Consider the following 25,033-nt stretch of genomic DNA (forward strand, 5'->3'; position numbering starts at 1 on the left):
CAGAACATGATGACCCTTCGCAAAACCACGCTTTCCGCCCTGGCGGCCGTCCTTCTGGTCGGCGGTTGTGCCGGCAACAGCATGCAGGACAACCCGAACCAAACCCTGGGCACGTTGCTGGGGGCTGGCGTCGGGGCCTTGGCCGGATCGCAGATCGGCGGCGGCAAAGGCAACATGGCGGCCATCGCCGTGGGCACCCTGGCCGGAGCCTGGCTGGGCAGCAATGTCGGCGCGAAGCTCGACGAGGTCGATAAGATGAAACTGCAAAGCACCACCCAGAGCGCCTTGGAATACAACAAGGCCGGGACCACGTCGAGTTGGAGCAATCCCGATAGCGGCCATGCGGGCACCATCACGCCGACCAAGACCTATTCCTCCAAGTCCAACGAGGATTGCCGGGAATATCGGACCACGGTGACCATCGACGGGCGGGTGGAAGAAGCCTATGGGACGGCCTGTCGGCAGGCGGACGGCTCCTGGCGGGTGATCAACTGACTTGTTCCGGATTGGGCACGGGGCTAGTTTGACACATTAACGACAACAGGCCCCGCACCCGATCCATGGACGATCCATACCTCACCCTGGGGGTTCCCCGCCACGTCTCGCCGGATGAGCTGAAAAAGGCTTACCGTCGGCTGGCCCGCGAGCGTCATCCCGATCTCGACCCGGGCAATCCCCGGGCCGAGGATCGATTCAAGGAAATTTCCGCCGCTTATGATCTGTTGTCCGATCCGAAAAAGCGGCAGGCCTTTGATCGCGGCCTGATCGACGCCCAGGGCAACCCCGTTCATTCCCGGGCCGGGGGCGGCTTCTGGAATTCCGCCTCGGGCTTCCGCCGCGGGCGCAGGAAGGCTTGGTTCGAGGAGGAGGGACCGGCCACCGCCGGAATCCGCGTGCGCGGGGCCAATGTCACCTATACGGTTCATGTGGATCTGTTGGAAGCGGCGCGCGGTGCCGCCAAACGTATTGAGACCACCAACGGCAAGACGCTCGATGTGCGGGTGCCCATCGGCACCGTCGATGGTCAGGTGTTGCGGCTCAAGGGACAGGGGATGCCGGGTATCGGTGGCGAAGGTCCCGGCGATGCCCTGATCACCGTCCATGTGACCGCCGACGAGCGGTTCCGGGTCGAGGGTCTGGATGTGCATACGGAAACCGCCGTGACCCTACCCGAGGCGGTGCTGGGGGCCAAGATCGACGTGGAAACCCTGCATGGCACCATGTCGGTGGGGGTGCCTGCGGGCGCCAATTCAGGCACCGTGCTGCGGCTCAAGGGACAGGGCCTGCAACCACCCAACAAGGGAGCGGGGGACCATTTCGTCCGGCTTTCCGTGATGCTGCCCAGCAAGCCCGACCCGGACTTGCAGGATTTCGTGCGCAAATGGAGCGAAAAGCATCCCTACAGCGTGCGCCGGAAAGTCTAGGTCTCAGGGCTGGAACTGTTCCTTGAGAATGCGTTCTTCCAGGTTATGTTCCGGATCGAACAGCAGGATCGGGCGGGCGTCCGGGTCTTCGTAAATGCGCACCTGGGTCACCCGGCGGACTTCCGTGGAATCGGCGGTGGCGGAGACCGGACGCAGGTCGGCGTCGAGCACTTCCAGGATCACTTCGGCGGTGCGTTGCAGCAGGGCGCCGCGCCAGCGCCGGGGGCGAAAGGCGCTGATCGGGGTCAGGGCCAGCAGATTGCTGCCGAGCGGCAGGATCGGGCCATAGACCGAGAGGTTATATGCCGTGCTGCCGGCCGGAGTGGCGACCATGGCCCCGTCACAGACCAGTTCATCCATGCGCACCACGCCGTCGATGCGAATGCGCAGCTTGGCCGCCATGCGCGACTGGCGCAGCAGGGACACCTCGTTGATGGCCAGGGCCTCGGTCTCGGTGCCGTCCATGGCCCGGGCACACATGCGCAGCGGATGCAGACGATAGGCCTCGGCCACCGCCAGCCGTTCCATCAGCCGCTCAACCCTGAAGCTGTTCATCAAGAAGCCGACGGTCCCCTTGTTCATGCCATAGATGGGGGTGTTGCGGGCCATGTGGGCATGCAGGGCATGCAGCATGAAGCCATCGCCGCCCAGGGCGACGATGATTTCCGCCTCGTCCTCGGGGACGTGCGGATAGCGCATTTCCAGGGTGCGCTTGGCTTCCCGGGCCAGGTCATGGTCGGCGGCGGCAAAGGCGATCTTGAAATGCGGCTGGGGCACCGTTTGTCTCCGTCGGGGGCGCATGGAATGGGGAGTATACCCGTTGCGGGCGCTCAGAACAGAGGGGGATTCCGCATGGGTGATATATCAGCCGCCGGTAACGCTCATGTGCCGTTCCAGGGCCGGGGTGCCCTGGGTCTCGTCGATGACGAATTCGTGGCCCAGGGGTTTGCGGGCGATGGCCTGATCAATGGCGGTCAACAGCGGGCCGTCATCGGTGGGATGGTCGCGCAGGGGTTGCCGCAAATCAGCGCAATCGTTCTGTCCTAGGCACATGTACAAGGTGCCGGTGCAGGTCAGGCGGACTCGATTGCAGCTTGCACAGAAATGGTCGGATAGCGGCGTGATGAAGCCGATGCGTTGTCCGGTTTCGAGCACCTGCTCATAGCGCGACGGGCCGCCGGTGTGATGGTCGCTGGGACGCAGGGTCCAGCGGCCTTGCAGTTGCTGGCGCAGCTCCGACAGCGGCAGGTAGCTGTCCTGACGGGTGCCGCCGATGTCGCCCATGGGCATGGTCTCGATGAAGGTCAGATCGAACCCCTGGGCCCCGCACCAGGCGACCAACCGGTCGGCGTGATGTTCGGTCAGGCCGCGCAGGGCCACGGCATTGATCTTCACAGCCAATCCGGCGTCGCGGGCGGCGTCGATGCCGCGCAGGACCTTGTCCAGGTCGCCGAAGCGGGTCAGTTCGGCAAAGGCGGCGGGGTCCAGGGTGTCCAGCGACACATTGACCCGACGCACGCCGCAATCAGCCAGATCCCGGGCATGATGCGCCAGTTGGCTGCCATTAGTGGTCAGCGTCAGTTCGTCCAGTTGGCCCGCATGCAGATGACGGGACAGACGGCGGAACAAATGCATGATGTTGCGCCGGACCAGCGGTTCGCCGCCAGTGAGACGCAGCTTGCGCACCCCGCGCCGCACGAAGGCCGAGCAGATGCGGTCCAGTTCTTCCAGCGACAACAGTTCGTCGCGCGGCCGGAAGGTCATGTCCTCGGCCATGCAATAGCGACAGCGCAAGTCGCAACGGTCGGTGACCGAGACCCTGAGATAGGTGATGGCGCGTTGAAAAGAATCCTGCATGATCATACTTTAGCGCCAAAGCAACGGGATTTCGCCCCTGTTCTGCGGAGGGTCATGTGATAGTCTGAGTCTCCCAATCAAGAAGGATTAAATAATGACGGATAACGGCGACGTGGTGGGCGTGGTCTTGGCCGGCGGACTCTCCCGACGCCTCGGCGGTCAGGATAAGGCGCGTCTGGTGCTGGCCGGAAAACCCATGCTGGCGCGGGTTGCCGAACGCCTGAAACCGCAAGTCACAAAGTTAATTCTTAACGTGAACAATCCATCTGGAATCGTTGTTTCAAAAGACATTCAAATCCTTCAGGATTCGATCCCCGACCATTCCGGGCCGCTCGCTGGATTGCTGACCGCGCTGGAATGGACGGCCCTGCATGTGCCCCATGCCAACTGGGTGGTCAGCGTGCCCACCGATACGCCCTTCCTGCCTGGTGATCTGGTAGCCACCCTGCGCCTGACGGTGCAGGACGGGGCGTCGGCGGCGGTGGCCCAATCGGCGGGGCGGCGGCATCCGGTGATCGGTCTGTGGCCAGTGGAATGCCATGAGGCCCTGCGGCATTTTCTGGTCGGTCGGGGGGAACGGCAGGTCGGTCTGTGGGCCGATGAAATGCAGGCTCTCGGTGCCGAATTTTCCGGCGATCCCGACCCGTTTTTCAACCTCAATACTCCGGAAGACTTAGCGGAAGCTCAACGCCTTATAGGTAGTGTTTAAATTAATACATTACGTAAGAAGGGGCGCAGGGCGCGCAGGGCACCGCCCTCGGTGACCGCCCGGGCAGCCCCCTCCACATCGGTGACCACCACCCCGGCCAGGGTGCCGATCCCATAGCTCAGCAGGCGACGGCTCAACGGTGTGCCGGGACCCATCAGCAGGGCCGGTTGACGGCAGGCGGCAAGCAGATTGGGCAGGCTGCGGTCGACCAGTGCCGAGGCATGAATGACCGCCGGGCCATCGGGCAACAGCCACCCGGCTGCGGCAGGGGGATAGGCACCGTCGCGCGGCGAGTCCTCGACGATGCGATGGGTTCCCATCTTGCGGGCCAGACCGGGAAAGCGGCCGACGGAGGTCAACTGGCCCTCGGCTTCGGCCAGCAGGTCCAGGCCGTCGCTGTCGGTGCCTTGCAGGTCAAAGCGGTTGTAATGGGCATTGAGCGCGGCGACCCCGAGAGCGGCTTCCGCCGGGTCCCAGGAATGCACCCCGGCGGCCAGATCGCGCAGCCTCCGCCCGGACAGAAAACCGGCATCGCGCAGCGGACGCTCGCCGATTCCGGCCCGTTCCGGGGTCGGGGCCAGACCGCACCCTTGCGGGCCCTCGACCAAAGTCCAGTTGCGGCCCAGCACCACCCGCGACGCGCTGGCCTGCGGATCAATACCTAATTCCAAATCGCGCAGCAGCCGATACGGCCCCCACCAGCGCCACAGGTCGGCCTCGGTCCAGGCCAGCAGGCGGGTCAGTCCGCCGGTGAGCCGGGTCCATTTCTCCAGCGCCGGGGCGGCGACGGCGGTCAGCACCGGAAAGCCCTCGGCCATGGCGGTCATGATTTCATCGAGCAGGCCGCCATGCTCCTGCTCCATTTTACCGAATTTCTCGATGATCAGCAGGTCGGCCCCGTCGTGCATGGCCTGGCGTAGCGGGCCGCTGGCCTCGGCCAGGGCGGAATCGTCCATGGCACAGGTGCCGTCGGCCACCTGTCCGGGGGTCGGACGAGCCAGCGGGATGCGCCGCCCGTCGGCCAGATCGACCAGATCGCGGCCGATGGTCTGTCCGCTGGCGTTGCGCAACTTTTCCTGCACGATGCCGCCGACGTTCCAGCCGCGCCCGCGCAGATCCGCTGCGAACCGGGCCAGCAGGGCCGGGTCGTCGGTGTCGCCGGTATAGACCACGGCGGCGGGCGGCAGGGTGGGCAGGCGAAGGTCGGTCATCTCAACGGCGATCCAGAATCATCAAGCGGCGGACCGGACCATGGTAAAGCAAGAATTCGCCTGGACACAGGGGGTTTGACCGCCTCTGGTAACCTTGTGTAAACCCAATGGGCTTAACCCTGTGTCAGGGCTGGAATTAGGGAGACGTGGGCATCATGCCGGTATTGGTCGATTTGAAGGTGACGGAACTGGTCTGTTCCCGCCTGTGTCACGATTTGATCAGCCCGGTCGGCGCGGTCAACAGCGGTATCGAATTGCTGGAAGAGGGGGACATCGCCCTGCGCGAGGAGGCCCTGGGGCTGGTCGGGCGCAGCGGCGACATGGCGGCCCGCCGCCTGTCCTTCTATCGGCTGGCCTTCGGCTTCGCCGGGAGCGCCGAGGGAACCCACAGCCTGACCGACATTCGCAAGCTGGCCGAGGGTCTGCTGTCCGACGGCAAGGTCGAGTTGGACTGGCCGGGCGGCGAGGGCAGTGTGTCGCGGGGCGGCGCCCGGCTGATGCTCAACATGATCCAATTGGCCTCCGACTGCCTGCCGTCCGGCGGCAAGGTGTCGGTGCAGTTCGGCTTTCTTGAGGAGGGCCTCGGGGTGGCCATTTCCGCCCGTGGCAACAAGGCACGACTGCGCGACGACCTCAAGCTGGCGATGAGTGCCGAGGCGACCCTGGACGACCTGACGGCGCGCAACGTGCAGGGTTATTTCGCCCAACGGCTGGCCGAGGAACTGAACGTCTCGCTGGAAGTGGCCGACGACCCGGACGACGAAGTGCGGCTGGCCGCCCTATTGCCGGCCTGACGCCGAGACCCCCCGCATGAAAATGGACCCCCGACGCATCCAGTTTCCGCTCGGCGTCGGGATCGAGACCCTGGCCCTGTGCAATGCCCGCTGTACGTTCTGCATCTACCCGACCATGGAACGGGTCGGGGATCGCATGGACGATGCGCTGTTCGATAAGATCATCGACGACCTGACCGGCATCCCCCAAGATTTGCCGTTCGACATCAATCTGTCGCGGGTCAATGAGCCAATGCTGGACAGGCGGCTGTATGGCTTCATCGCGCGGATCAAAAGCAAGCTTCCCAAGGCTTCGGTCAATTTTCCGACCAATGGCTCGGTGCTCACCGAACGCACGGTGGCCAAACTGTCCGAATTGGGGAATCTCTCCCATATCACCGTTTCGCTGCATGAAACGGAGCCGGAGGTTTATGAACGGGTGCTTGGGATTCCCTTCGCCCGCACCCTGGCCGGACTGGAGATCCTCCATCGCGCCAAGGCCGACGGGCGGGTTCCCTTCCGCGTGGTGCTCAAAAAGGTGGGCGGCGATGCGGCGGCCAAGACGGCCTTTGCCCTGTGGTGCCAGACCCGCTTTCCGCTGTTTCAGATCACCTTCAACGACACCACCAACTGGCTGGGATTGATCGAGGCGGACCCCGATGCGCCGCTCAATACGTCGCCCTGCGCCCAGTGGTTCAATCTGATGATCCTGGCCGATGGCCGTCATGCCTTGTGCTGCTTCGATGGCACCGGGCGCGGCGGGGTGGGCAATGTGCGCGACACCCATGCCCTCGTCCTTTACAACAATCCCCAGTTGGTCGCCCTGCGCCGTCGTTTTTTCGGCCATGGCGGCCAGGGGGTGCCCAAACCGCAGGACCCGGCGGCCCCCTCCCTCTGCCACGATTGCCGCTGAAGAGAGCCGCCATGTCGATGAAATTCATTTCCCTTGAGCAGGTGGCCCCCGGTACACGCTTTTTCTATCCCGACCATCCGATCGTTCAGGAGGTGGTGTTGGACGTGCTGGGGGGCAAGGCCTATCCGGTGCCCGAATTTCTGGCCGGTCAGGTGGACGCGATCATTGATGTGGGGGCCAATATCGGGGCCTCGGCGGTCTATTTCGCTTTGCATTTTCCGGGCGTGCCCCTGCGGGCCTTCGAGCCGGTGCGTCATACCTTCGACCTGATGCGCAAGAATGTGGCCCCCTTTCCCCAGGTCACGGCGGTCAACGCCGGTCTGTTGGATCGCGCCTGTGCCTTGGAGATCACCACCGCCGGGGCGGCCGGGGAGGGCAGCAGCATCAAGCAAAGCATCGCCGCACGGTTCGACTCCCGGGCCATGGCGGATTTTCAGCGGGCCTCCAAGGCGCTGGCCGACCTCAAGGGGGAGCGGCGGTTGCTGCTGAAAATCGACACCGAAGGCTGCGAAGTGGAAATAGTCACCGATCTGGCAGATTTCCTGCCCCAGGTGACGGCGGCCTATGTGGAATACCACTCCGATGCCGACCGGCGCTGGCTCGATGAACGCCTGACCGGAGCCGGGTTGATCCTATGGGCCGCCCGCGCCACCTCGGCCCACCGGGGCGAGGTCTGCTACCTGCGCCGGGATTTGGTGGACAGGGCCTCCCCCGCCGGGGGCGCGGCGATCCTTTAACCCAGCCCCTTTTCCATGATCGCCGCCATGCGCCGGGAGAAGGCGGCGGGGTCGGGGATCGGGTCGCCTTCGGTGATGCGGGCCTGATCGAGCAGCAGGAAGGCTGCGTCCTCGATCACCGGTCCCGGGGCGCCGGTCTCGTTCTCGGCCAGGGCAGCAAGCTTTCGGACCAGACCGTGGGTCGGGTTGAGTTCCAGAATGCGCGGGGTTTCCTCTTCCAGACGCTGATGACGGCGCAGCATGCGCGACAGGTTCATGTCCATGTCGTCGGCATCGGCGACCAGACAGACGGCGCTGTCGGTCAGCCGGTGCGAAGGCCGCACGTCCTTGACCGAGGTGCCGAGGGCGACCTTGAACAGGGCGATCAGTTTGTCGAGGGCCGGACTGTCGGGCTTGTCCTCCGGCTGATCCGTGTCGTCGGCCTGTTTGTCCTTCACCTTGTCCAACTCGATACCGGCCTTGGTGACCGACTTGAAGGGTTTTTCCTTGTAGGTCCCGGCGGCGGGCATCCAGAATTCGTCGATCGGGTCGGTGAGCAACAGCACCTCGATGTTCTTGGCCCGGAAGCCTTCCAACTGCGGGCTCTGGCGCACCGCCTCCAGGTCTTCGCCGGTGATGTAATAGATGGCTTCCTGGCCTTCTTTCATGTCGGCCACATAGTCGGCCAGACTGCGCCAGTCGTCGCCCCGGGTGCTCTTGAAGCGAGCCAGCTCGATGACCGCGTCCTTGTTGATGAAATCCTCGTAGATGCCCTCCTTGAGCACGGCACCGAAGTTTTCCCAGAAGGCGGCATAGGCCTCGGTGTCCTTTTCGGCCTTCTTGCCCAGTTCGGCCAGCACCTTCTTGACCAGTCCGCTGCGGATCTTGGCCAGCACCGGATTGTCTTGCAGCATCTCGCGGCTGACGTTCAGCGGCAGGTCCTGGGAGTCCACCACGCCGCGCAGGAAGCGCAGATAGGGCGGCAACAGGCCTTCGCAGTCGTCGGTGATGAACACCCGCTTCACATAGAGTTTGACCTTGGACTTGCGTTCCTGATCGAACAGGTCGAACGGCTTGCTGTTGGGCACGAACAACAGGTTGGTGTATTCGACCACCCCTTCGGCCTTGTTGTGAAGGGTCATCCAGGGCTCGTCGAAGGCATGGGCCGCGTGGTGATAGAATTCCTTGTACTGTTCCTCGGTGATGTCGCTCTTGGGACGGGTCCACAGGGCCGAAGCGGTGTTCAGGGTCTTTTCCTCGTCGCCCTCGAGCACGATGGGCACGGCGATATGGTCGGAATAGGTCTTGATCACCGTGCGCAGGCGCATCTCTTCGAGATATTCCTTGGCATCGTCGAGCAGGTGCAGGGTGATGGTGGTGCCGTTGCCCTCGCGTTCCGCCTCTTCGATGGTGAACTGGCCCTTGCCGTCGGAGGTCCAGCGCCAGGCGGCGGCTTCCCCGGCCCGGCGGCTGACCACCTCGACCGACTTGGAGACCATGAAGGACGAATAGAAACCAACACCGAATTGGCCAATCAGGTTGCTGTCTTTTTTCTCGTCGCCGGACAATCCCTCGACGAAGGCCTGGGTGCCCGAGCGGGCGATGGTGCCCAGGTTTTCGATCATCTCGTCATGGCTCATGCCGATGCCGTTATCGGAAACGGTCAGGGTCTGGGCCTCGGAATCGACCTTCAGGCGAATTTGGAAGCCGCTGCCGCCCTCCAACAGCGTCGGATCGGTCAGGGAGGCATAGCGCAGCTTGTCGCAGGCGTCCGAGGCGTTGGACACCAATTCGCGCAAAAAAATCTCGCGGTTGGAATAGAGTGAATGGGCGACAATATCGAGCAGCTTGCTGACTTCCGCCTGAAAGTTCATCTGTTCCTTGGCCATGACGTTTTTCGTGCTCCCTTGAAAGTCTTGAGGTGGCGTTCATATGTGCCAAAGTCCGGGGCGATGCAACCCCTGAAAATCTGTTTTCCGCTTTGGCTTCAGTCTGATCAGGCGTATAATTCCGTGTTGTCACTGAACAAGATAAGGGATGTAAACCTGATGCAGATTCCATTGCAGATCACCTTCAGAGGCTTACAGCATTCCGACGCAGTAGAGGAAAAAATCAGAGAAAAAGTGGCCAAGCTCGAACACTATCACGAAGGCATCACCAGTTGCCGTGTTCTGGTTGAATCTCCGCACAAGCACCATGCCCAGGGCCGACTGTTTCATGTCCGGCTGGATATCTCGGTGCCCGGCAAGGAAATCGTGGTCAAGCTCGAAGCCAATGACAAGCGCGAGCACGAGGACATCTTCATCGCTCTGCGCGACGCTTTTGAAGCGGCCCGGCGGCAGATCAAGGAATATACCCAACGTCATCGACATCAGGTCAAATCCCACTGACGTCGCGGGAGTTTGACGAGGCCCGCCAGCGGCTGCTTGATCTCATCGAGGCCGATGCGCGGGCCACTGCCCGCTATACCGGGCGGGCACATTTCTCACCGAGGGTGATGCGCGCCCTGGCCCGGGTGCCGCGCCATCTGTTCGTACCCGAGGACCTGCGGCGGTCGGCTTACGTCAATAAACCGCTGCCTATCGGCTGCGGTCAAACCGTTTCCCAGCCCTACATCGTCGCCCTGATGAGCGATCTTCTCGACCTGCAAGCGGGGGACCGGGTGCTGGAAATCGGCACCGGAAGTGGCTATCAGACGGCGGTGCTGGCGGCATTGGCGGCCCGGGTGTACAGCATCGAGACGGTGGACAAGCTGGCCCGGTCCGCGCAGGCCTTACTCTGCGACCAATTGCAATTGGATAATGTGATGCTGCGTCACGGCGACGGGGCCTTGGGCTGGCCCGAGGCGGCCCCGTTCGAGGCGATCATGGTCACCGCCGCCCCGCCCCGCTTCCCCGAGCAATTGGCCGCGCAACTGGCCCCCGGCGGGCGTCTGGTGGTGCCCATCGGTCGCCAAGGGGAGACCCAATGGCTGACCGTCGCCCACCGCGACCCTGGGGGGAATTTGCGCATGGAAAAACTGCTCCCGGTCGCCTTCGTTCCGCTGGTTTCGTAGGGACGATTGCTTTGCCGCTTTGTGATGTCACGCCATCGTGGTTATTCTATCCATTGAAACCATGAGATGGCTGCGATGTTCAAAGACCTGACCCTGCGGAGAATGAGCCTCCTGCTGCTGAGTCTGCTGCTGCTGGCCAGCGCGGTGATCGGCATCGGCGGGAGTTATATCAACGCCGGGTTCAATGACTTCAAATCGGCCTGGCGGACCTTTGACGCGGTACGCTCGGAAGAGGCCCGCCTGGAGAGCCGCCTGCGGGCGTCACTTGGATACGGTGGCATGATTCACGACTTCAAGAATTATGTCCTGCGTCAAAACCCCAACTATTTGATTGCGGGCAACAAACACCTGAACGAAGCCCGTGTCGTCCTGCTTCAATATCAGAAACTCAGTCTCTCCAAGGCCGTCCAGGCGGCCCTCCAGGATCTGTCGATTACTCTCGATGCTTACGAGCGGGGCTTGCAAGTGGCGGCGGCTCTGGCGGCGGAGGGGCAAAATGCTCAAGCCATCGACCGCGCCGTCAAAGTGGACGACTCCCTTGCCTTTGGAGCCTTGAAGGTTTTGCGCGGACTCAGCACGGAGGATGCGCTGACGAACGAAGCCCTCGACAGCAAAGCCATGCTGGTCGGCCAATTGCGGGCCGCCCTCGGCTACGGCGGCATGATTCATCATTTCAAGAATTACGTCCTCAGGCAGCAAAGCTTTTATGTGGAAGCCTGTATCGAGAGTTATGGGCATGCTCGCTCCCTGCTGCAACTTTACGGAAAACTGTCGCCGACCCCGGGCGAAGCCGAGGCGCTGCGGGAGATCGCACTGACCATCGACAGGTATGCGGATGGCCTGCAAACGAAAACGGTCTTGTCGGCCAGCGGAATCCCGCCTGAGGAATTGGACAAGGCGGTCCGCGTGGATGACACGCGCGCCTTGCGCGCCTTGAATATTTTAGACTCTGAAGTGCTGGGGGATCTCAAACGGCGCAGCCAGGATATTGACGCGACCATCAATCGGGTCGAGGTGGTATCCCATACCCTGTTGTGGGGCGGCATAGTGGTGCTGGTTCTGCTCGCGCTTTTTTCCTACGTCATCCTTCGCGGCAATTTTCTGTTGCCCCTGCAACGGCTGTCCGGTTCCATGAAGGAACTGGGGGGCGGAAACCTGGGTGTCTTCATCGCCGATACCGAGGTCGCCAACGAGATCGGCGATATGGCCCGTTCGGTGCAAACCTTTCAGCAATCCATGAGCCACGTCAAAGAGATCGAAGACCTGCTGAACCGCAATAACGAGGAAATGAATACGCAACTTGACCGCATGCGGGAGTTGAAAGCCAAAAGCGACGCACAAGCCGCCAAAGCCCTTGATTTGGCGGAGAGTCTGTCTCTGGCGCGGCAAAAGGCCGAGGACGCCAGCGAGCGGGCCGAAGCCGACGAGACCCGCATTCGGACGATCCTGAATGCGGTATCGGATGCCATCGTCACCATTGATGACAAGGGCCTGATCGAGACCTTCAGCCCGGCCGCCCAGGCCATGTTCGGCTACTCGGAAGAGGAGATCAAGGGAACCAATGTCAGCCGCCTGATGCCCAAATCCGCCGCCGTCGAACATGATGGCAGGATCGCCGCCTTCCTGGACGGCAAGGGGGCCGGGCGAATGGGGAAGCGGGCCGATCTGACGGCGGTCCGCATCGACGATTCCGAGTTTCCCATCGAGGCGACCATTCGGATGACCCGCATCGGCGGCAAGGTGAAATTCATCGGCGTTTTGCGCGATATCACCGAACAGAAGGCGGCGCAGGAGGAAATTCAACGGCTCGCCATGACCGACCAACTGACCGGACTGGCCAACCGCAACAAGTTCCATCAACGTTTTGACGAGCACCTCGCCCTGGCGGCGCGGGAAAATCAGATGTTGGCGTTGGTGCTGCTGGATCTGGACAAGTTCAAGCCGGTGAATGACACTTTTGGCCATCCGGTCGGCGACGCCCTGCTGCAGGCGGTCGCCTGTATTTTAACCAAGCACAGCCGGGAAACCGACGTGGTGGCGCGATTGGGCGGCGACGAGTTCGCCATCCTCATGGTCCATCCCCAGGACCGGGACGTGGTCGCCAAGAGCGCGCAACGGATTGTCGATGCCATTCGCGAGCCCCTCAACGTCATGGGGCACCCGATCCAGATCGGGACCAGCCTCGGCATTGCCCTCTACCCCGGTGACGCGGAGGACGAGGAATCCCTGATCCTGCAAGCGGACAGCGCCCTCTACGCGGCCAAGGAAGCCGGTCGGAACACTTACCGGTTTTGCACGCCGGATTCAGAGACAACGCCCGACCCGAAATAACCAGCAGATTGCCGAGAATCCAGCGGCGGAAGGCTGACCTGCGCATTTTGCATTGTCAAAATGCTGCGCTGCACACTATAATGTTACGACATTCTAATGAACGGCATCTCCCTTGTGAGATTGGACGTCTAGAGATGGGGAGTATGCCCTGAAACGGGAACCCTGTCATGCAAGTCACAACTTCCTTCAATCGTCTCTATGTCATCCTCGGTGCGGTGCTCATTCAGCTGAGCCTGGGGGCGATTTATGCCTGGTCCGTCTTCACGCCGGCGCTGATCGCGGCGGGATGGACGAAACTGGAGACCCAGTTGGTGTTTTCCGTCGGACTGGTGACCTTTGCCCTGGTCATGGTGGTCGCCGGACGCGCTTTGGAAAAATGGGGTCCGCGCAAACTGGCGCTGGCCGGGGGATTGTTGCTCGGCGGGGGCTATGCCCTGACCGGTGTTTTGGGGGCGACCGAGTTCTGGACCGTCTTGTTGGGCATCGGGGTGATTGGCGGGGCCGGGATCGGGCTTGGCTATGTGGTGCCCATCGCCGTCGGGATGCGCTGGTTCCCGGATCGCAAGGGCCTGATTACCGGCCTTGCGGTGGCCGGGTTCGGCTTTGGGGCCATGGGCTGGGTGAAGATGGCGGGGGCCTGGGGTCAATTGATCGAAACCGCCGGGCTGGCCCAGACCTTCGTGCTTTACGGGGTGGCCTTCGCGGCCTTGATCGGGCTCGGCAGTTGGTGGATGCGGATGCCGCCCAAGGGCTGGAAACCGGCGGGATTCGTGGCTCCGGCGGCGACCGGCGGCAATGGTGGTCAGGAATTCACGGCTCGCGAAATGTTGCGCACGCCGCAATTCTATCTGGTGTTCCTGACCTTTGCCGCCAGCGCCGGGGCGGGGCTGATGTCCATCGGGCTGATGAAGATTTATCCCATGGAATCCTTGCAGGCCGCCGGATATTCGGTGATTGAGGCGAGCGCCATCGCGGGCACGGCCATGGCGGTGTTTTTCAGTCTGGCCAATGGCATCGGGCGCATTGCCTGGGGCATGTTGAGCGATCATCTGGGGCGCAAGCGCTCGATTCTGGTGATGACCTTTACTCAGGCGCTGGTCCTGTTGCTGTTTACCCGGATGGCTGGGTCGGAATACCTGCTGTATCTGGGGGCGGCGCTGATCGGCTTCAATTTCGGCGGCAACTTTGCCCTGTTCCCGACCTTTACCGCCGACATTTTCGGCAATAAACGGGTCGGACAGAACTATCCGCTGGTGTTCCTATCCTATGGCGTCGGCGGCGTGGCCGGGCCGGTGCTGGGCGGCATGTTGGGCGACATGGGCAACTTCCCGCTGGCCTTCACGGTCTGTGGCGCGGCCTGTCTCGGCGGGGCGCTCTGCACCCTGTTGGTGGCGACACCGGACAAGAACGAAGCCAACCACCCGCTGAGTGTCCACGGATTCCTGCATCAATTGCATCTGGATCATGTGGAAGATGTGGTGGAATTTGCCCTCCATCCGGAGCATTTCCGGCGCGCGTCCAGCGTGCGTTCGGCCAACGATGAGCGCCATCACGCCGCCTGAACGCCGAACTATGAAAAAGGCCCGACCATTTGGCCGGGCCTTTTCCGTTGGGGCTGTCTTGGAATAGTCAGGCTTTGGCCAGATTGGCCGCCGCGAAGTCCCAGTTGGCCAGATGGCCGAGGAAGGTCTCGACGAACTTCGGCCGCGCGTTGCGGTGGTCGATGTAGTAGGCGTGCTCCCACACATCGATGCACAAAAGCGGGGTCTGGCCGTGAGCAATGGGGGTGTCGGCATTGGCGGTCTTGACGATCTTCAGGCTGCCATTGTCAACCACCAGCCAGGCCCAGCCGGAGCCGAACTGAGTCAGCGCGGCCTGGGTGAAGTCTTCCTTGAACTTGTCGAACGAGCCGAAGGCGGCGTCGATCTTGGCCGCCAGATCGCCGGTCGGCGTGCCGCCGCCATTGGCCTTCAGGCAATTCCAGAAGAAGGTATGGTTCCAAACCTGGGCGGCATTATTGAAGATCCCGGCCTTGGCGGCATCACCGGCAGTCGCCTTGATGATCTCTTCCAGGGACTGGCTGGCCATCGGGCTGTCCTTGGTCAGATTGTTCAGATTGACCACATAGGTGTTGTGGTGCTTGCCGTGATGAAACTCGAAGGTCTCGGCGCACATATGGGGCTCAAGGGCGTCCTTGGCGAAAGGCAGGGCGGGCAGTTCAAATGCCATGGAAAGAATCCTCCTTAAAGGGGTCAATGAAATTCGGTCCCCCTCACATAGGGGTTTCGGGCATGGTTTTGAAGGGGCAAAGGAGCGCTGGCAAAAGAATTTTTGGTTCCAGTCGCCACAGCCCCCCCCTGCTGGGATAAGAACGCCTTGAGGCGATCGGGGATTGTCCCCCTGAGGCTCAGGCCCGTGCGCTGTGCGAAACCTGCTGGCTGAGAATTTTCTCTGCGCGGGTGCGGGCGCGGGTGAAGTCGGGGGCGAATTCCACCATGCAGCGGGCCGTGTCGGTGCTCATGCTGGCGATCACCGCGCGCGGTTGCGGCCTCACGTCGCTCAGGATGACATGGGTGCCCATGGCCCGACATTGCTCCATGAATTTGAGCATGGCGGTGACCCCGGTGGCGTCGATCAGCGGCACGTTGCCCATGCGCAGAATCAGCACTTTTGGCGCATGTCCGATCAGCTCCAGCACTTCGCCCAACTTGGCGGCGGCCCCGAAAAAGAACGGCCCGTTGATCTGATAGGTCTCGACTCCCTCGGGAAGGGTCTGGAATCCCGCATAGGGCTCCGGCAGCGGGTTTTCCAGGTCGTCAATGTCCTCGTCGATCAGCCGGGTCTGGGTTTCGATCTCCACGGCCAGCGCCATGCGGTGCATGAACAAGATGGCGGCCAGCACCACCCCGACCTCGATGGCCACCGTCAGGTCGGCCAGAACGGTCAGGGCAAAGGTCAGCAGCAGGACCAGCCGATCCCCGGCAGGGGCCCGCATGAGATGTATGAAGTGTTTGTATTCGCTCATATTCCAGGCCACCACCGCGAGCACGGCCCCGAGCGCCGCCAGCGGCACGGCCCCCATCAATGGCCCCAGCACCAGCATGAACAGCAGCAGGAAAAGCGCGTGCAGCATCCCTGAAACGGGGGACCGCGCGCCGGAACGGACGTTGGTCGCCGTGCGTGCGATGGCCCCGGTTGCCGGAATACCGCCCATGGTCGCCGAGGCCAGATTGGCCACTCCCTGGGCCACCAACTCGCAGTTCGAGCGATGACGCCGCCCGGTCATACCGTCGGCCACCACGGCGGACAAAAGGGATTCCACCCCGGCCAGAAAGGCGATGGTGAAGGCGCTGGGGGCGAGCGCCATGAGATACGACAAGGTAATTCCACTCAGGTCCGGCAGACGCGGCAGGGAGAGGGCGTGGGAAATCTCCCCGAAACGCTGGCCGATGGTTTCCGCGTCCAGGTTCAGCGCCCACACCGCCAGGGTGGCACCGACGACGGCGATCAGAAAACCCGGCCATTTGGGGCGATATTTGCGCAGCAGGACGATGGTGACCAGCACGGCGACGGCCACGGCGGTGGTTTGCAGATTCAGACTGCCCAAATGAGTCCCGTAGGCAGCCCATTTGTCGAGGAACTCGGCCGGAACATCGTCCAGGCGAAGGCCCAGCAGATCCTTGACTTGACTGGAGAAAATGATCACCGCAATGCCGGCGGTGAATCCGGTGACGACGGGATGGGGGATGTATTTGACGTAGGTGCCCAGGCGCGCCACGCCCGCCACCAGCAGCATGACGCCAGCCATCAGGGTGGCGATGACCAGTCCGTCATAGCCGAACTGGGCGACCACGTTGAACACCACCACCACGAAGGCCCCGGTGGGTCCACCAATCTGAAACCGGCTGCCGCCCAGCAGGGAAATGATAAAACCGGCAACCACGGCGGTATAGAGGCCGCGTTCCGGCCCGACGCCCGAGGCGATGGCCAGGGCCATGGCCAGCGGCAAGGCGACGACGGCGACGGTGAAGCCGCTTATCGCATCGCGGCGCAGATCGTCCAGGCCATAACCTTCCCGCAGCACCGTATAGGTCTTTGGGATGAACAGATGCCACGGGGTCGAGGGGGGGCGAGTCATTGCGTCATGCCTGCCGGAAGGGAGGCGAACCGTATATCACGCCGCTGCTGGAAAAACGTCATAAAATCTTCAGGAGAAAAGGGCCTTCCCGGTGGAGATCCGAAAGCGATATTCCGATATTCACCTTTCTCGGGAACGCCTATGATGGCCCCATCCCGTATCAAAGAAAGCCAATCATCATGAGTCTCGCCCTTGTGGCAATTGTGTTCGGACTGGCGCTGCTGGTTTGGAGCGCCGATCGGTTTGTCGAGGGGGCCGCCGCCGTGGCCCGAAATTTTGGCGTGCCGCCGCTGCTGATCGGCATGGTGATTGTCGGTTTTGGAACCTCGGCCCCGGAAATGATGGTCTCCGCCCTGGCCGCCGCGCAGGGGGACTCGGGATTGGCCCTCGGCAACGCCTACGGGTCCAACATCGCAAATATCGCCCTGATCCTGGGGCTGACGGCGCTGATGAGTCCGATCCTGGTCAATTCGCAGGTCCTGAAAAGCGAGTTGCCGATTCTGGCTCTGGTCACCGGTTTTGCCGCCTGGCAGGCCTGGGATGGCGAGGTCGGTCGCTTCGATGCCGTGGGTCTGATGGCCCTATTCGCCGGACTGATGGGTTGGACGGTGTGGGTGGGCCTGCGGCGGAAACGGGAGCCCATGGGCAAGCAGATGGCGCAGGAACTCGACGCGCATGAAATGCCGGTCGGTCGCGCTGTTCTGTGGTTGACGGTCGGACTCCTGACCCTGTTGGCCAGTTCGCAACTGCTGGTCTGGGGGGCGGTGGAATTGGCGAAGGGGCTGGGGGTGAGCGACCTCATCATCGGCCTGACCGTCGTTGCCGTCGGCACCTCGTTGCCGGAACTCGCCTCGTCCCTGATGGCCGCCCGCAAGGGACAGCATGACATCGCCCTTGGCAACGTGCTGGGGTCGAATTTGTTCAACACCTTGATGGTGGTCGGCATTGCGGCGGCAATTCATCCCATTGCGGTGGTGCCGGAGGTTCTGACACGGGACATCCCGGTCATGGCGCTGCTCACCGGATCGCTGTTCGTTCTCGGTTTCAGTCTGCGCAGAGCCCGCCGGATCACCCGCCTGGAGGGCGGGCTGCTGTTGGTCTCCTACGTCGCCTACATGGTTCTGCTGGTGCATGCCGTTTTGAACCCTTGATCCGATTTCGCTTGCCGGGTTCAAAAGCCGACGCATACTGACGCCCATGGAAAGCTATTGCCTGACCCAGGTTCGCGACCACGATCCCGACCGCTGTTTCTGCGCCATGTTCGTGCCTGCCGAGCGGCGGCGGGCCTTGCTGGCGGTGCTGGCTTTCAATGTGGAAATCGCCAGCATCCGCGAGCGGGTGCGCGAGCCGATGCTGGGCCGTATCCGTCTGCAATGGTGGCGCGAGTCTCTCGACGCCCTGGAACGTGGGCAAATTGGAGATCACGAGTTGTTGCGCGAGTTAGGGGCGCTGCGGGAACGGGGACTCTGGCCGCTGTCCGAACTGATGGCCCTGATCGAGGCCCGCGAACGGGATATGGAGCCGGGACCGCTGGCCGATTTGGCGGCGCTGGAGGCTTATGCGGCGGCGACCTCGGCGCCGTTGGCCCGGGCATCGCTGGATGTGCTGTCGATCACCGATCCCGTGTCCCGGCAGGCGGTGGAGAGTCTGGCCCTGGCCTGGGCGCTGCTCGGGCTGGTGCGGGCCTTGCCTTTTCACCGGGCTCAGGGGCGGCGGCTGCTGCCGCTGCCCGATCCTCCGGCTGGGGATGGGGCGGTGGTGGTGGGCGTGCTCGTCCGGGCCCGAATGCATCTGGCCCGTGCCCGGCGGCAACGGGTCGTTTCCCCGGCCAAACCGTTGCTGCTGCCATCGGTTCTGGCCCGAGGATATATACGCGACCTGGAGTCCGTGGGGTTCGATCCCGACCATCCGGCGCTGCACCGACCGGGGCGTGGGCGGCGGCGCGGGTCTCTGCTCTTGCATGGATTGCTCGGACGGTATTGAATTCCTTCTGATAATGAAAAACATCGGGAGGATTCCATGGCCCCGCGGCTGCTCGCTCTATTGATGACCCTGTCCCTGGCCTTTCCGGCCCTGGCCGAGGAAGTGACCATCAAACCTCAGGATCTGACACTGAACGCCGACCTCGTGCTGGCCGAGGGCAAGACCTTGAAAGACGGCGTGTTGCTGATGGTGCATGGCACCATGGCGCACAAGGACATGGAAATCATCGGCGGCATGCAGACCCTGTTGGCCGCGCGCGGCGTGAACAGTCTGGCCCTCAATTTGAGCCTGGGTCTCGATGACCGTCACGGCATGTACGACTGCAAGGTGCCCCATCACCATGCCCACGAGGATGCCGTCGATGAGATCGGCGACTGGGTGGGGTGGCTCAAGCAGCAGGGGGCGGGGCCCATCGCCCTTTTTGGTCATTCGCGCGGCGGCAATCAGGTGGCCTGGTTCGCCGCCACAGAGGCGGGCAAAGACATCACCAAAGTGGTCATGGTTGCTCCCATGACCTACGGTATTGTGGCCGAAGCCAAATCCTATCGTAAACAATACGGCAAGGAACTGTTGGCCAACATGGATCAGGCCATGCGCATCCAGGATGGCGGCCGGGACGACATGTTAACGGCCGTGCCCTTCCTGCATTGCGCCGAAGCGGATGTGGCGGCGTCGAGCTTCCTCGCCTATTATCATGGTGACATGCGCAAGGATACGCCCGCCCTATTGAAGAAGATCAAGCAACCGAAGTTGATTATCGTCTCCAATGATGATCCGGTGGTGCCGGAACTGATCGAGGCGGTCAATCAAGTGGCCGACCCCGGGACACGGATGGAAGTGATGGAGGGGGCCGGGCATTTCTTTCCCGATCTGTACGCCGAGGATCTGGCCGATCTGGTGGCCGAGTTCCTGAAGTAGATCAGGCTTCCTCGCCGCCATAGACCACCACGTCCTCGTCCATCTCGTCGGCGGCCCGGCGGCGGACGCCGGTGTAGGAGGGATCCTCCCTGCGGCGTCGATCCGGACCGAAATAACTGGCCGACTTGACGAAGGGGCGTCGGTGTCGGATGACCTCGACGATCCGCGAATAGATGGAATGGGCGGAAACCGGCTTGGCCAGGAATTCGTCGACCCCGGCGTCGCGGGCGTTGAACACATGCCGCTCCTCGGTATGGCCGCTGACCATGATGATCGGCACATAGGGATTGGGACTGTCCATGGCGTTGCGGATCATGGTCGAGAATTCCAGCCCATTGACCGGGTCCATCATCAGGCAGGTCATGACGATATCCGGGTTCATGGCCTTCATCACCTGATAGGCCTCGGCCCCGTCCCGGGTCTCGAAAACACTGCGGGTTCCCAGCGCCTTCAACGTCTGACGGATGATGGTCCGCATGTGCTTGTTGGCGTCCACCACCAGGAACGACAAATGAGACAGATTATAGGCGGGAAGGTCGTTCCACATGCGCTGGGCGAATCCACGAGAACAGTTAGATCAGTTTTCAGCCGCGAGTGTACTCAACTGACTCAAAAGGCAGAAGCCAGAAAAGGAGGGCATTGGGAATTTTCTACAGCTTCTGGGCGTCGATCCAGGGGGTCAGATCGGCCCGCGCACGCCGCGCGTAGGCCGCCTTGCGGTCGCGCCCCTTGGGCCGTCGTCCCTTGGCATCGGTTTCGGTCAATTCGGGAAACAGGCCGAAATTGACGTTCATGGGCTGATAGGTGCTGGCGTCGGCCCCCTGGGTGATGTGATCGAGCAAGGCGCCCAGGGCGGTGGTCGGGGGGGGCCGCAAGGGAGATTTCCCGGACCGTTCGGCGGCGGCGAAGCGACCGGCCAGCAGGCCGACGGCGGCGCTCTCCACATAGCCTTCGCAGCCGGTGATCTGACCGGCGAAACGCAGCGCCGGACGTTTTTTCAGGCGCAGCAATGGATCGAGGAGGCGCGGGCCGTTGAGGAAGGTATTGCGGTGCAGTCCTCCCAAGCGGGCGAATTCGGCCCGTTCCAGGCCGGGGATCGTGCGGAAAATGCGTTGCTGCGCGCCGTAGGTCAGCTTGGTCTGAAAGCCGACCATGTTGTAGAGGGTGCCCAGGGCATTGTCCTGGCGCAGTTGCACGACGGCGTAAGCGCGCTTGTCGGGCGCGCGGGGATTGGTCAGGCCGACCGGCTTCATGGGGCCATGGGCCAGGGTCTCGGGGCCGCGCGCCGCCATCACCTCAATGGGCAGGCAGCCCTCGAAATAGGGCGTGTCGCGTTCCCAGTCCTTGAAGGCGGTTTTTTCGCCATTCAGCAGTTCGTCGATGAAAGCCTGATACTGATCCCGGTCCAGGGCGCAATTGATGTAATCGGCCCCGTCGCCCTTGTCGTAGCGGGACTGGAACCAGGCCTTGTCGAAATCAATACTGTCCCGATGCACAATGGGGGCGATGGCGTCGAAAAAGGCCAGCGAGTCTTCACCGGTCAGGCCGACGATGGCCGACGCCAGCTCGGGCGAGGTCAGCGGGCCGGTGGCGATGATGACGCTGTCCCAGTCCTCGGACGGGATGTGGCGGATTTCTTCCCGCAAGATGGTGACCAGGGGATGACTATCCAGCGCCGCCTGGATGGACTGCGAAAAGGCCTCCCGGTCCACCGCCAGGGCACTGCCCGCCGGGACCCGGTGACGGTCGGCGCGGCTCAGGATCAACGAGTTGCAGCGGCGCATTTCCTCGTGCAGCAGGCCGACGGCGCTGGTGTCGGCATCGTCCGAACGCAGGGAATTGGAGCAGACCAACTCGGCCAGACCGTCGGTGGCATGGGCCTCGGTGCGGCGCAGCGGGCGCATTTCGTGCAGCACCACGGGGATGCCCGCCACGGCCAGTTGCCAGGCCGCTTCACTGCCTGCAAGGCCGCCGCCGATGACATGGACGGGCGAGGGGGAGGAGAGATCGGTGATCATGGCGGATCTTTAGGCGGAACGTCGGCAAAAGTCACGTCTCTCTTGACAGAACGGGATGCAAAACCTTTCATGCGTCGGATGGACACCTCTTGAGGACTTCCGATGCAACTCGATACCAACATGCTGATTTCCTTTGCGCTGATTGCTGCGGCTTTTCTCGCCATGCGCTATTTGCCGCGTATCCTGGCCGGGGCGCCGTTCGTGCCGGTGAGCGAGTTGAAGAGCAAGCTCGATCAGGGGGAGGACGTGGTGGTGATTGATGTCCGCACACCCCGCGAGTTTGCCGAGGGCCGGGTGCCCGGCGCGGTCAATCTGCCGCTGGGTGACCTGCGGACGCGGCTCACCAAGCTGGGCGATTCCCTGGGGGCCTACAAGGATCATCCAGTCTACGCCATCTGCCGCACCGACAACCGCTCGGCCAACGCGGCGCGGACCCTCAAGAAGGCCGGTTTCGCCAATCTGAAAGTGGTATCCGGCGGCGTCTCGGCCTGGACACGCTCCAAGTATCCGTTGGAAAAGTAGTCAAAAATCAGGCGCTGCGACACGACAAGTGGAATTCTTGCGGCGTTCAGGTGCAGTAGTTCAGGCCTATGGCAAGGTGAATGTTTGCTTTTGGGGGCAGAGCGGAAGTCATTGCGTGTCGGTAAAAGGTTGGTTTGTGATCCGTTGCGTACCTGCCTGTCCCATTCTAATCTTCAGCGTAGCAGGTGTCCGGTGAGTGGGCGAACCTCTTTTCGATGAGGCGAGGGATGACTTCGCCGATAAACTTTCCAATTTCGGCGAGATCGGTGACCTGCATCCGGAACGCCGTATCAAGAAGCTCCCACTTTTCCGCCCATTCTTCGCCGAAGGCGCGAGGTTGAACCTGTAGGAAGGGAAAGGTCCGAAGCAGCATCCACCCGATCTCGACTGCTCGGTTCATGTACATCGCGGCGTCCCGGTTCTCTTCGTGCGGCTCCGGACCAAAGGGAGGACGTCGCCCCTCACCAAATATGATCCTAGAGTCCTCTGCAGAACTGAACCTCGCCGAGTGGAGCTCCTCGTGAAAAAGGTCCCGCCAGAGCTTCAACTCAGCCTGATCTGCTTCATCTAGACCCGATTGTTTCCCGACCATAATGCACATCGCGCGAGTTCTCACCTTCTTTGCATTCTCCTTGCGCTTTTTATATTCCTTCCCTGTGCGGTTAACCTGCTCATCAGGGTTCGCGGGGTCGATCCCGAGAAGTTCGAGAACATGGATTTCGCCGTTCGCTATAGCTCCCAAATGGATGGTTAGGTCTTTCAAGTCTCGGAGGAGGCTGTAACCTGCAAACGTGTACCCGGAGCACCATAAAACATCGGCGGCCCGGAATCTCCTGAATGCCGACAGGAAGTGCAGATAGACGATTGAATACGAACGTACCTTCTCAGGAAGCTGCCCAAAGGCACTGTTTGCCCACGCCACTTCGAGTGTCTCGATATAGAAGTCGAGGAACGCGCGAATCAGAACGTCAAACCCGTGATAGGTGTTTACAAGAAACTCACCGTAGACGCGTTCAGCATCGACCACCGGGGCGAGCCGTTTGCCTCCAACCACATCGTATGTGCCCCCGCTAAAGAGTTCACTGAGACGGCTTTGGATCGGCACCCACTCTTTCAGCCCCATCGCGCCCCTCCTGCTTCCGCTTTAAGCCTAGCATAAGGGCGGTGATATCACCCCAGACTTTGTGCCCGCCCGCCGGTCAGACAGCTGAGTCGGTGATGACGGGATGCCAGTAGCGTCCGCCTCCTGGCAATAAACAAAAGCTTCCAGCCCCCCTGAAAAGGTCCGCGTCCCTACGCAATGCGGCAGTCGAATGTCCCCTTTTTAGGGGCGGGCAATTCCGCATGAAAGGTCAAGGAGGCAGAAATCAGTGGTCGCCCAGTCGGATGACAATGGATTTGCGGTCCGGGGTCAGGGTGATTTGTGCGTCTTCCCAGGTCGGCGGGGCCATGCGGACCGGGGCCTGATTGGAAAAGGCGTAGGTCTCCAGGGGAAAGCCGAACAGGTTGCGGTCCATTTTGTCGTTGCCGTTGCGGTCATGGTAGGCCGAGACCCCATAGGTCCCGGGGGGTAAATCCTCGAACAGGGCTGTGGCGCGCCCCTCGGCAATGGGGACGGCGCTCTCGGTCAGGGCCTGTTCCAGGAAGGTCTCGGGGCTGTCATAGAGGGCGACCACCACCCGGCCTTCCGTGGAGTCCACCTGTTCCACCACCACTTCCAGGGTTGCCCGTTCCGCCGCCGGGCAGGCCGCCCCCCAGGCCCCCGCGCCGGCCACCAGGAGCAGAAAAAGGCAACGGTCATACAGGGATTGAAGGACGGACATGGGCGCGGAAATCCTTGGAATTGGGGCCTGTCATATGCGGACACGGCGCGCCGGGCAAGAGAAAGCCGCTGGGTTGATCACGATCCCCATTGAAATTCCGCTTCCGCACTCCGATTATAGACAATGTTCCAACAGTCACCGGGCAGGATCAACGAAATTCAGTCCCGTTGCGTGTGTGTTTACGAGCAGGAGGAGAACGACAAATGGGTATTGCGGATGTGGAAGTGACGGCCAACGGCTATCTGGTCAATACGGAGGACTGGTCCGAGGATCTGGCCCGCGAGATGGCCGCCGCCGAAAGCCTCGGCGAATTGACCGAGCGTCATTGGGATCTGATCAATTTTCTGCGTTCAGAGTATTTCGATAATGCTGGGTCGCAGCCCAACGAGCGCAACATGGTGAAGGCCATGTCGGAGGCTTGGGGCGAAAAGATCGGTACCAAGGATCTCTACGATCTCTTCCCCATGCAGCCCTCGAAGCAGGCGACCCGCATTGCCGGATTGCCGGAAACCAAGCGCAAGGGCGGCTACTGAGCCGGATTTCCGCGAAAATGCCGTTGCCCCCGGGAGTCGTCTGATTCCCGGGGGCATTGTGTTTCAAGCTGTTGCGGGGTTAAACTGCCTTCTCCCGTAGCTGTAGAGG

Annotated in this window: 25 protein-coding genes; 15 read left to right on the forward strand and 10 right to left on the reverse strand. The window is 62.2% G+C overall.

The window, feature by feature from the left end:
• The first annotated feature begins 6 nt into the window (after positions 1 to 6).
• Both ACYQ1P_RS11120 and ACYQ1P_RS11125 read left to right on the forward strand, forming a co-directional pair.
• On the forward strand, positions 7 to 495 hold the full coding sequence (locus tag ACYQ1P_RS11120; RefSeq protein WP_460020428.1) for an RT0821/Lpp0805 family surface protein: 489 nt from the start codon (positions 7 to 9) through the stop codon (positions 493 to 495).
• 65 nt (positions 496 to 560) lie between these two features.
• Positions 561 to 1,424, forward strand: a complete 864-nt coding sequence (locus ACYQ1P_RS11125) for a DnaJ C-terminal domain-containing protein (protein ID WP_460020429.1) — start codon at positions 561 to 563, stop codon at positions 1,422 to 1,424.
• Positions 1,425 to 1,427: 3 nt separating this feature from the next.
• Here the strand turns inward: ACYQ1P_RS11125 and ACYQ1P_RS11130 are convergent, their stop codons facing one another.
• Together ACYQ1P_RS11130 and moaA are read right to left on the reverse strand one after the other, a co-directional pair.
• Entirely contained in the window at positions 1,428 to 2,201 is a 774-nt protein-coding gene (locus ACYQ1P_RS11130) for an NAD kinase (protein WP_460020430.1), read from the reverse strand.
• 87 nt (positions 2,202 to 2,288) lie between these two features.
• Positions 2,289 to 3,281, reverse strand: coding sequence for a GTP 3',8-cyclase MoaA (moaA, locus tag ACYQ1P_RS11135; protein ID WP_460020431.1), 993 nt, complete (start codon positions 3,279 to 3,281; stop codon positions 2,289 to 2,291).
• A gap of 94 nt (positions 3,282 to 3,375) precedes the next feature.
• Here moaA and mobA point away from each other — a divergent pair, with 94 nt between their 5' ends.
• Positions 3,376 to 3,990: a molybdenum cofactor guanylyltransferase MobA gene (gene mobA / locus ACYQ1P_RS11140; protein WP_460020432.1), complete on the forward strand. Its 615-nt coding sequence runs from the start codon at positions 3,376 to 3,378 to the stop codon at positions 3,988 to 3,990.
• Here mobA and ACYQ1P_RS11145 read toward each other — a convergent pair.
• Entirely contained in the window at positions 3,987 to 5,201 is a 1,215-nt protein-coding gene (locus tag ACYQ1P_RS11145) for a DUF2478 domain-containing protein (RefSeq protein WP_460020433.1), read from the reverse strand. The genes mobA and ACYQ1P_RS11145 overlap by 4 nt on opposite strands.
• A gap of 155 nt (positions 5,202 to 5,356) precedes the next feature.
• On the opposite strand from ACYQ1P_RS11145, the gene ACYQ1P_RS11150 reads away from it, so the two are divergent.
• The 3 genes from ACYQ1P_RS11150 to ACYQ1P_RS11160 are packed head-to-tail and all read left to right on the forward strand — an operon-like array spanning position 5,357 to position 7,624.
• Complete coding sequence (locus ACYQ1P_RS11150) at positions 5,357 to 5,995, forward strand: histidine phosphotransferase family protein (RefSeq protein ID WP_460020434.1); 639 nt, start codon at positions 5,357 to 5,359, stop codon at positions 5,993 to 5,995.
• Between the two features lie 16 nt (positions 5,996 to 6,011).
• Positions 6,012 to 6,887 (forward strand): radical SAM/SPASM domain-containing protein, encoded by an 876-nt coding sequence (locus ACYQ1P_RS11155; protein WP_460020435.1) that lies wholly within the window; start codon positions 6,012 to 6,014, stop codon positions 6,885 to 6,887.
• Between the two features lie 11 nt (positions 6,888 to 6,898).
• The gene (locus ACYQ1P_RS11160) at positions 6,899 to 7,624 is read left to right on the forward strand and encodes an FkbM family methyltransferase (RefSeq protein ID WP_460020436.1); all 726 of its coding nucleotides are present in this window, start codon (positions 6,899 to 6,901) and stop codon (positions 7,622 to 7,624) included.
• Here ACYQ1P_RS11160 and htpG read toward each other — a convergent pair.
• Positions 7,621 to 9,492, reverse strand: coding sequence for a molecular chaperone HtpG (gene htpG, locus ACYQ1P_RS11165; RefSeq protein ID WP_460020437.1), 1,872 nt, complete (start codon positions 9,490 to 9,492; stop codon positions 7,621 to 7,623). The two genes, ACYQ1P_RS11160 and htpG, sit on opposite strands and share 4 nt — an antisense overlap.
• A 159-nt stretch (positions 9,493 to 9,651) precedes the next feature.
• Between htpG and ACYQ1P_RS11170 the strand changes: the two genes are divergently transcribed.
• The 4 genes from ACYQ1P_RS11170 (at position 9,652) to ACYQ1P_RS11185 (ending at position 14,551) form a co-directional block, all read left to right on the forward strand.
• Positions 9,652 to 9,993 (forward strand): HPF/RaiA family ribosome-associated protein, encoded by a 342-nt coding sequence (locus ACYQ1P_RS11170; protein WP_460020438.1) that lies wholly within the window; start codon positions 9,652 to 9,654, stop codon positions 9,991 to 9,993.
• A gap of 44 nt (positions 9,994 to 10,037) precedes the next feature.
• The gene (locus ACYQ1P_RS11175; protein WP_460021639.1) at positions 10,038 to 10,658 is read left to right on the forward strand and encodes a protein-L-isoaspartate(D-aspartate) O-methyltransferase; all 621 of its coding nucleotides are present in this window, start codon (positions 10,038 to 10,040) and stop codon (positions 10,656 to 10,658) included.
• Between the two features lie 102 nt (positions 10,659 to 10,760).
• Entirely contained in the window at positions 10,761 to 12,989 is a 2,229-nt protein-coding gene (locus ACYQ1P_RS11180) for a diguanylate cyclase domain-containing protein (protein ID WP_460020439.1), read from the forward strand.
• A gap of 167 nt (positions 12,990 to 13,156) precedes the next feature.
• The gene (locus ACYQ1P_RS11185; protein WP_460020440.1) at positions 13,157 to 14,551 is read left to right on the forward strand and encodes an L-lactate MFS transporter; all 1,395 of its coding nucleotides are present in this window, start codon (positions 13,157 to 13,159) and stop codon (positions 14,549 to 14,551) included.
• Between the two features lie 67 nt (positions 14,552 to 14,618).
• Here the strand turns inward: ACYQ1P_RS11185 and ACYQ1P_RS11190 are convergent, their stop codons facing one another.
• A complete protein-coding gene (locus ACYQ1P_RS11190) occupies positions 14,619 to 15,218 on the reverse strand; it encodes a superoxide dismutase (protein ID WP_460020441.1) in 600 nt (199 codons plus the stop codon).
• 178 nt (positions 15,219 to 15,396) lie between these two features.
• On the reverse strand, positions 15,397 to 17,127 hold the full coding sequence (locus ACYQ1P_RS11195; RefSeq protein WP_460020442.1) for a SulP family inorganic anion transporter: 1,731 nt from the start codon (positions 17,125 to 17,127) through the stop codon (positions 15,397 to 15,399).
• A gap of 179 nt (positions 17,128 to 17,306) precedes the next feature.
• Between ACYQ1P_RS11195 and ACYQ1P_RS11200 the strand changes: the two genes are divergently transcribed.
• The 3 genes from ACYQ1P_RS11200 to ACYQ1P_RS11210 are packed head-to-tail and all read left to right on the forward strand — an operon-like array spanning position 17,307 to position 20,028.
• The gene (locus ACYQ1P_RS11200; protein WP_460020443.1) at positions 17,307 to 18,278 is read left to right on the forward strand and encodes a calcium/sodium antiporter; all 972 of its coding nucleotides are present in this window, start codon (positions 17,307 to 17,309) and stop codon (positions 18,276 to 18,278) included.
• 46 nt (positions 18,279 to 18,324) lie between these two features.
• A complete protein-coding gene (locus ACYQ1P_RS11205) occupies positions 18,325 to 19,110 on the forward strand; it encodes a squalene/phytoene synthase family protein (RefSeq protein ID WP_460020444.1) in 786 nt (261 codons plus the stop codon).
• Positions 19,111 to 19,146: 36 nt separating this feature from the next.
• Positions 19,147 to 20,028 (forward strand): alpha/beta hydrolase, encoded by an 882-nt coding sequence (locus ACYQ1P_RS11210; RefSeq protein WP_460020445.1) that lies wholly within the window; start codon positions 19,147 to 19,149, stop codon positions 20,026 to 20,028.
• Between the two features lies 1 nt (position 20,029).
• On the opposite strand, the gene ACYQ1P_RS11215 is transcribed toward ACYQ1P_RS11210, so the two are convergent.
• Complete coding sequence (locus ACYQ1P_RS11215; protein ID WP_460020446.1) at positions 20,030 to 20,575, reverse strand: response regulator; 546 nt, start codon at positions 20,573 to 20,575, stop codon at positions 20,030 to 20,032.
• 103 nt (positions 20,576 to 20,678) lie between these two features.
• On the reverse strand, positions 20,679 to 22,046 hold the full coding sequence (trmFO, locus tag ACYQ1P_RS11220) for a methylenetetrahydrofolate--tRNA-(uracil(54)-C(5))-methyltransferase (FADH(2)-oxidizing) TrmFO (RefSeq protein WP_460020447.1): 1,368 nt from the start codon (positions 22,044 to 22,046) through the stop codon (positions 20,679 to 20,681).
• Between the two features lie 102 nt (positions 22,047 to 22,148).
• On the opposite strand from trmFO, the gene ACYQ1P_RS11225 reads away from it, so the two are divergent.
• The gene (locus tag ACYQ1P_RS11225) at positions 22,149 to 22,568 is read left to right on the forward strand and encodes a rhodanese-like domain-containing protein (RefSeq protein WP_460020448.1); all 420 of its coding nucleotides are present in this window, start codon (positions 22,149 to 22,151) and stop codon (positions 22,566 to 22,568) included.
• A gap of 166 nt (positions 22,569 to 22,734) precedes the next feature.
• Here the strand turns inward: ACYQ1P_RS11225 and ACYQ1P_RS11230 are convergent, their stop codons facing one another.
• Together ACYQ1P_RS11230 and ACYQ1P_RS11235 are read right to left on the reverse strand one after the other, a co-directional pair.
• Positions 22,735 to 23,691, reverse strand: coding sequence for a hypothetical protein (locus tag ACYQ1P_RS11230; RefSeq protein ID WP_460020449.1), 957 nt, complete (start codon positions 23,689 to 23,691; stop codon positions 22,735 to 22,737).
• A gap of 244 nt (positions 23,692 to 23,935) precedes the next feature.
• The gene (locus tag ACYQ1P_RS11235; RefSeq protein ID WP_460020450.1) at positions 23,936 to 24,391 is read right to left on the reverse strand and encodes a DUF2141 domain-containing protein; all 456 of its coding nucleotides are present in this window, start codon (positions 24,389 to 24,391) and stop codon (positions 23,936 to 23,938) included.
• Positions 24,392 to 24,594: 203 nt separating this feature from the next.
• On the opposite strand from ACYQ1P_RS11235, the gene ACYQ1P_RS11240 reads away from it, so the two are divergent.
• The gene (locus ACYQ1P_RS11240; RefSeq protein ID WP_460020451.1) at positions 24,595 to 24,924 is read left to right on the forward strand and encodes a TusE/DsrC/DsvC family sulfur relay protein; all 330 of its coding nucleotides are present in this window, start codon (positions 24,595 to 24,597) and stop codon (positions 24,922 to 24,924) included.
• Positions 24,925 to 25,033 lie beyond the last annotated feature (109 nt).

Source organism: Magnetospira thiophila, assembly GCF_054657015.1.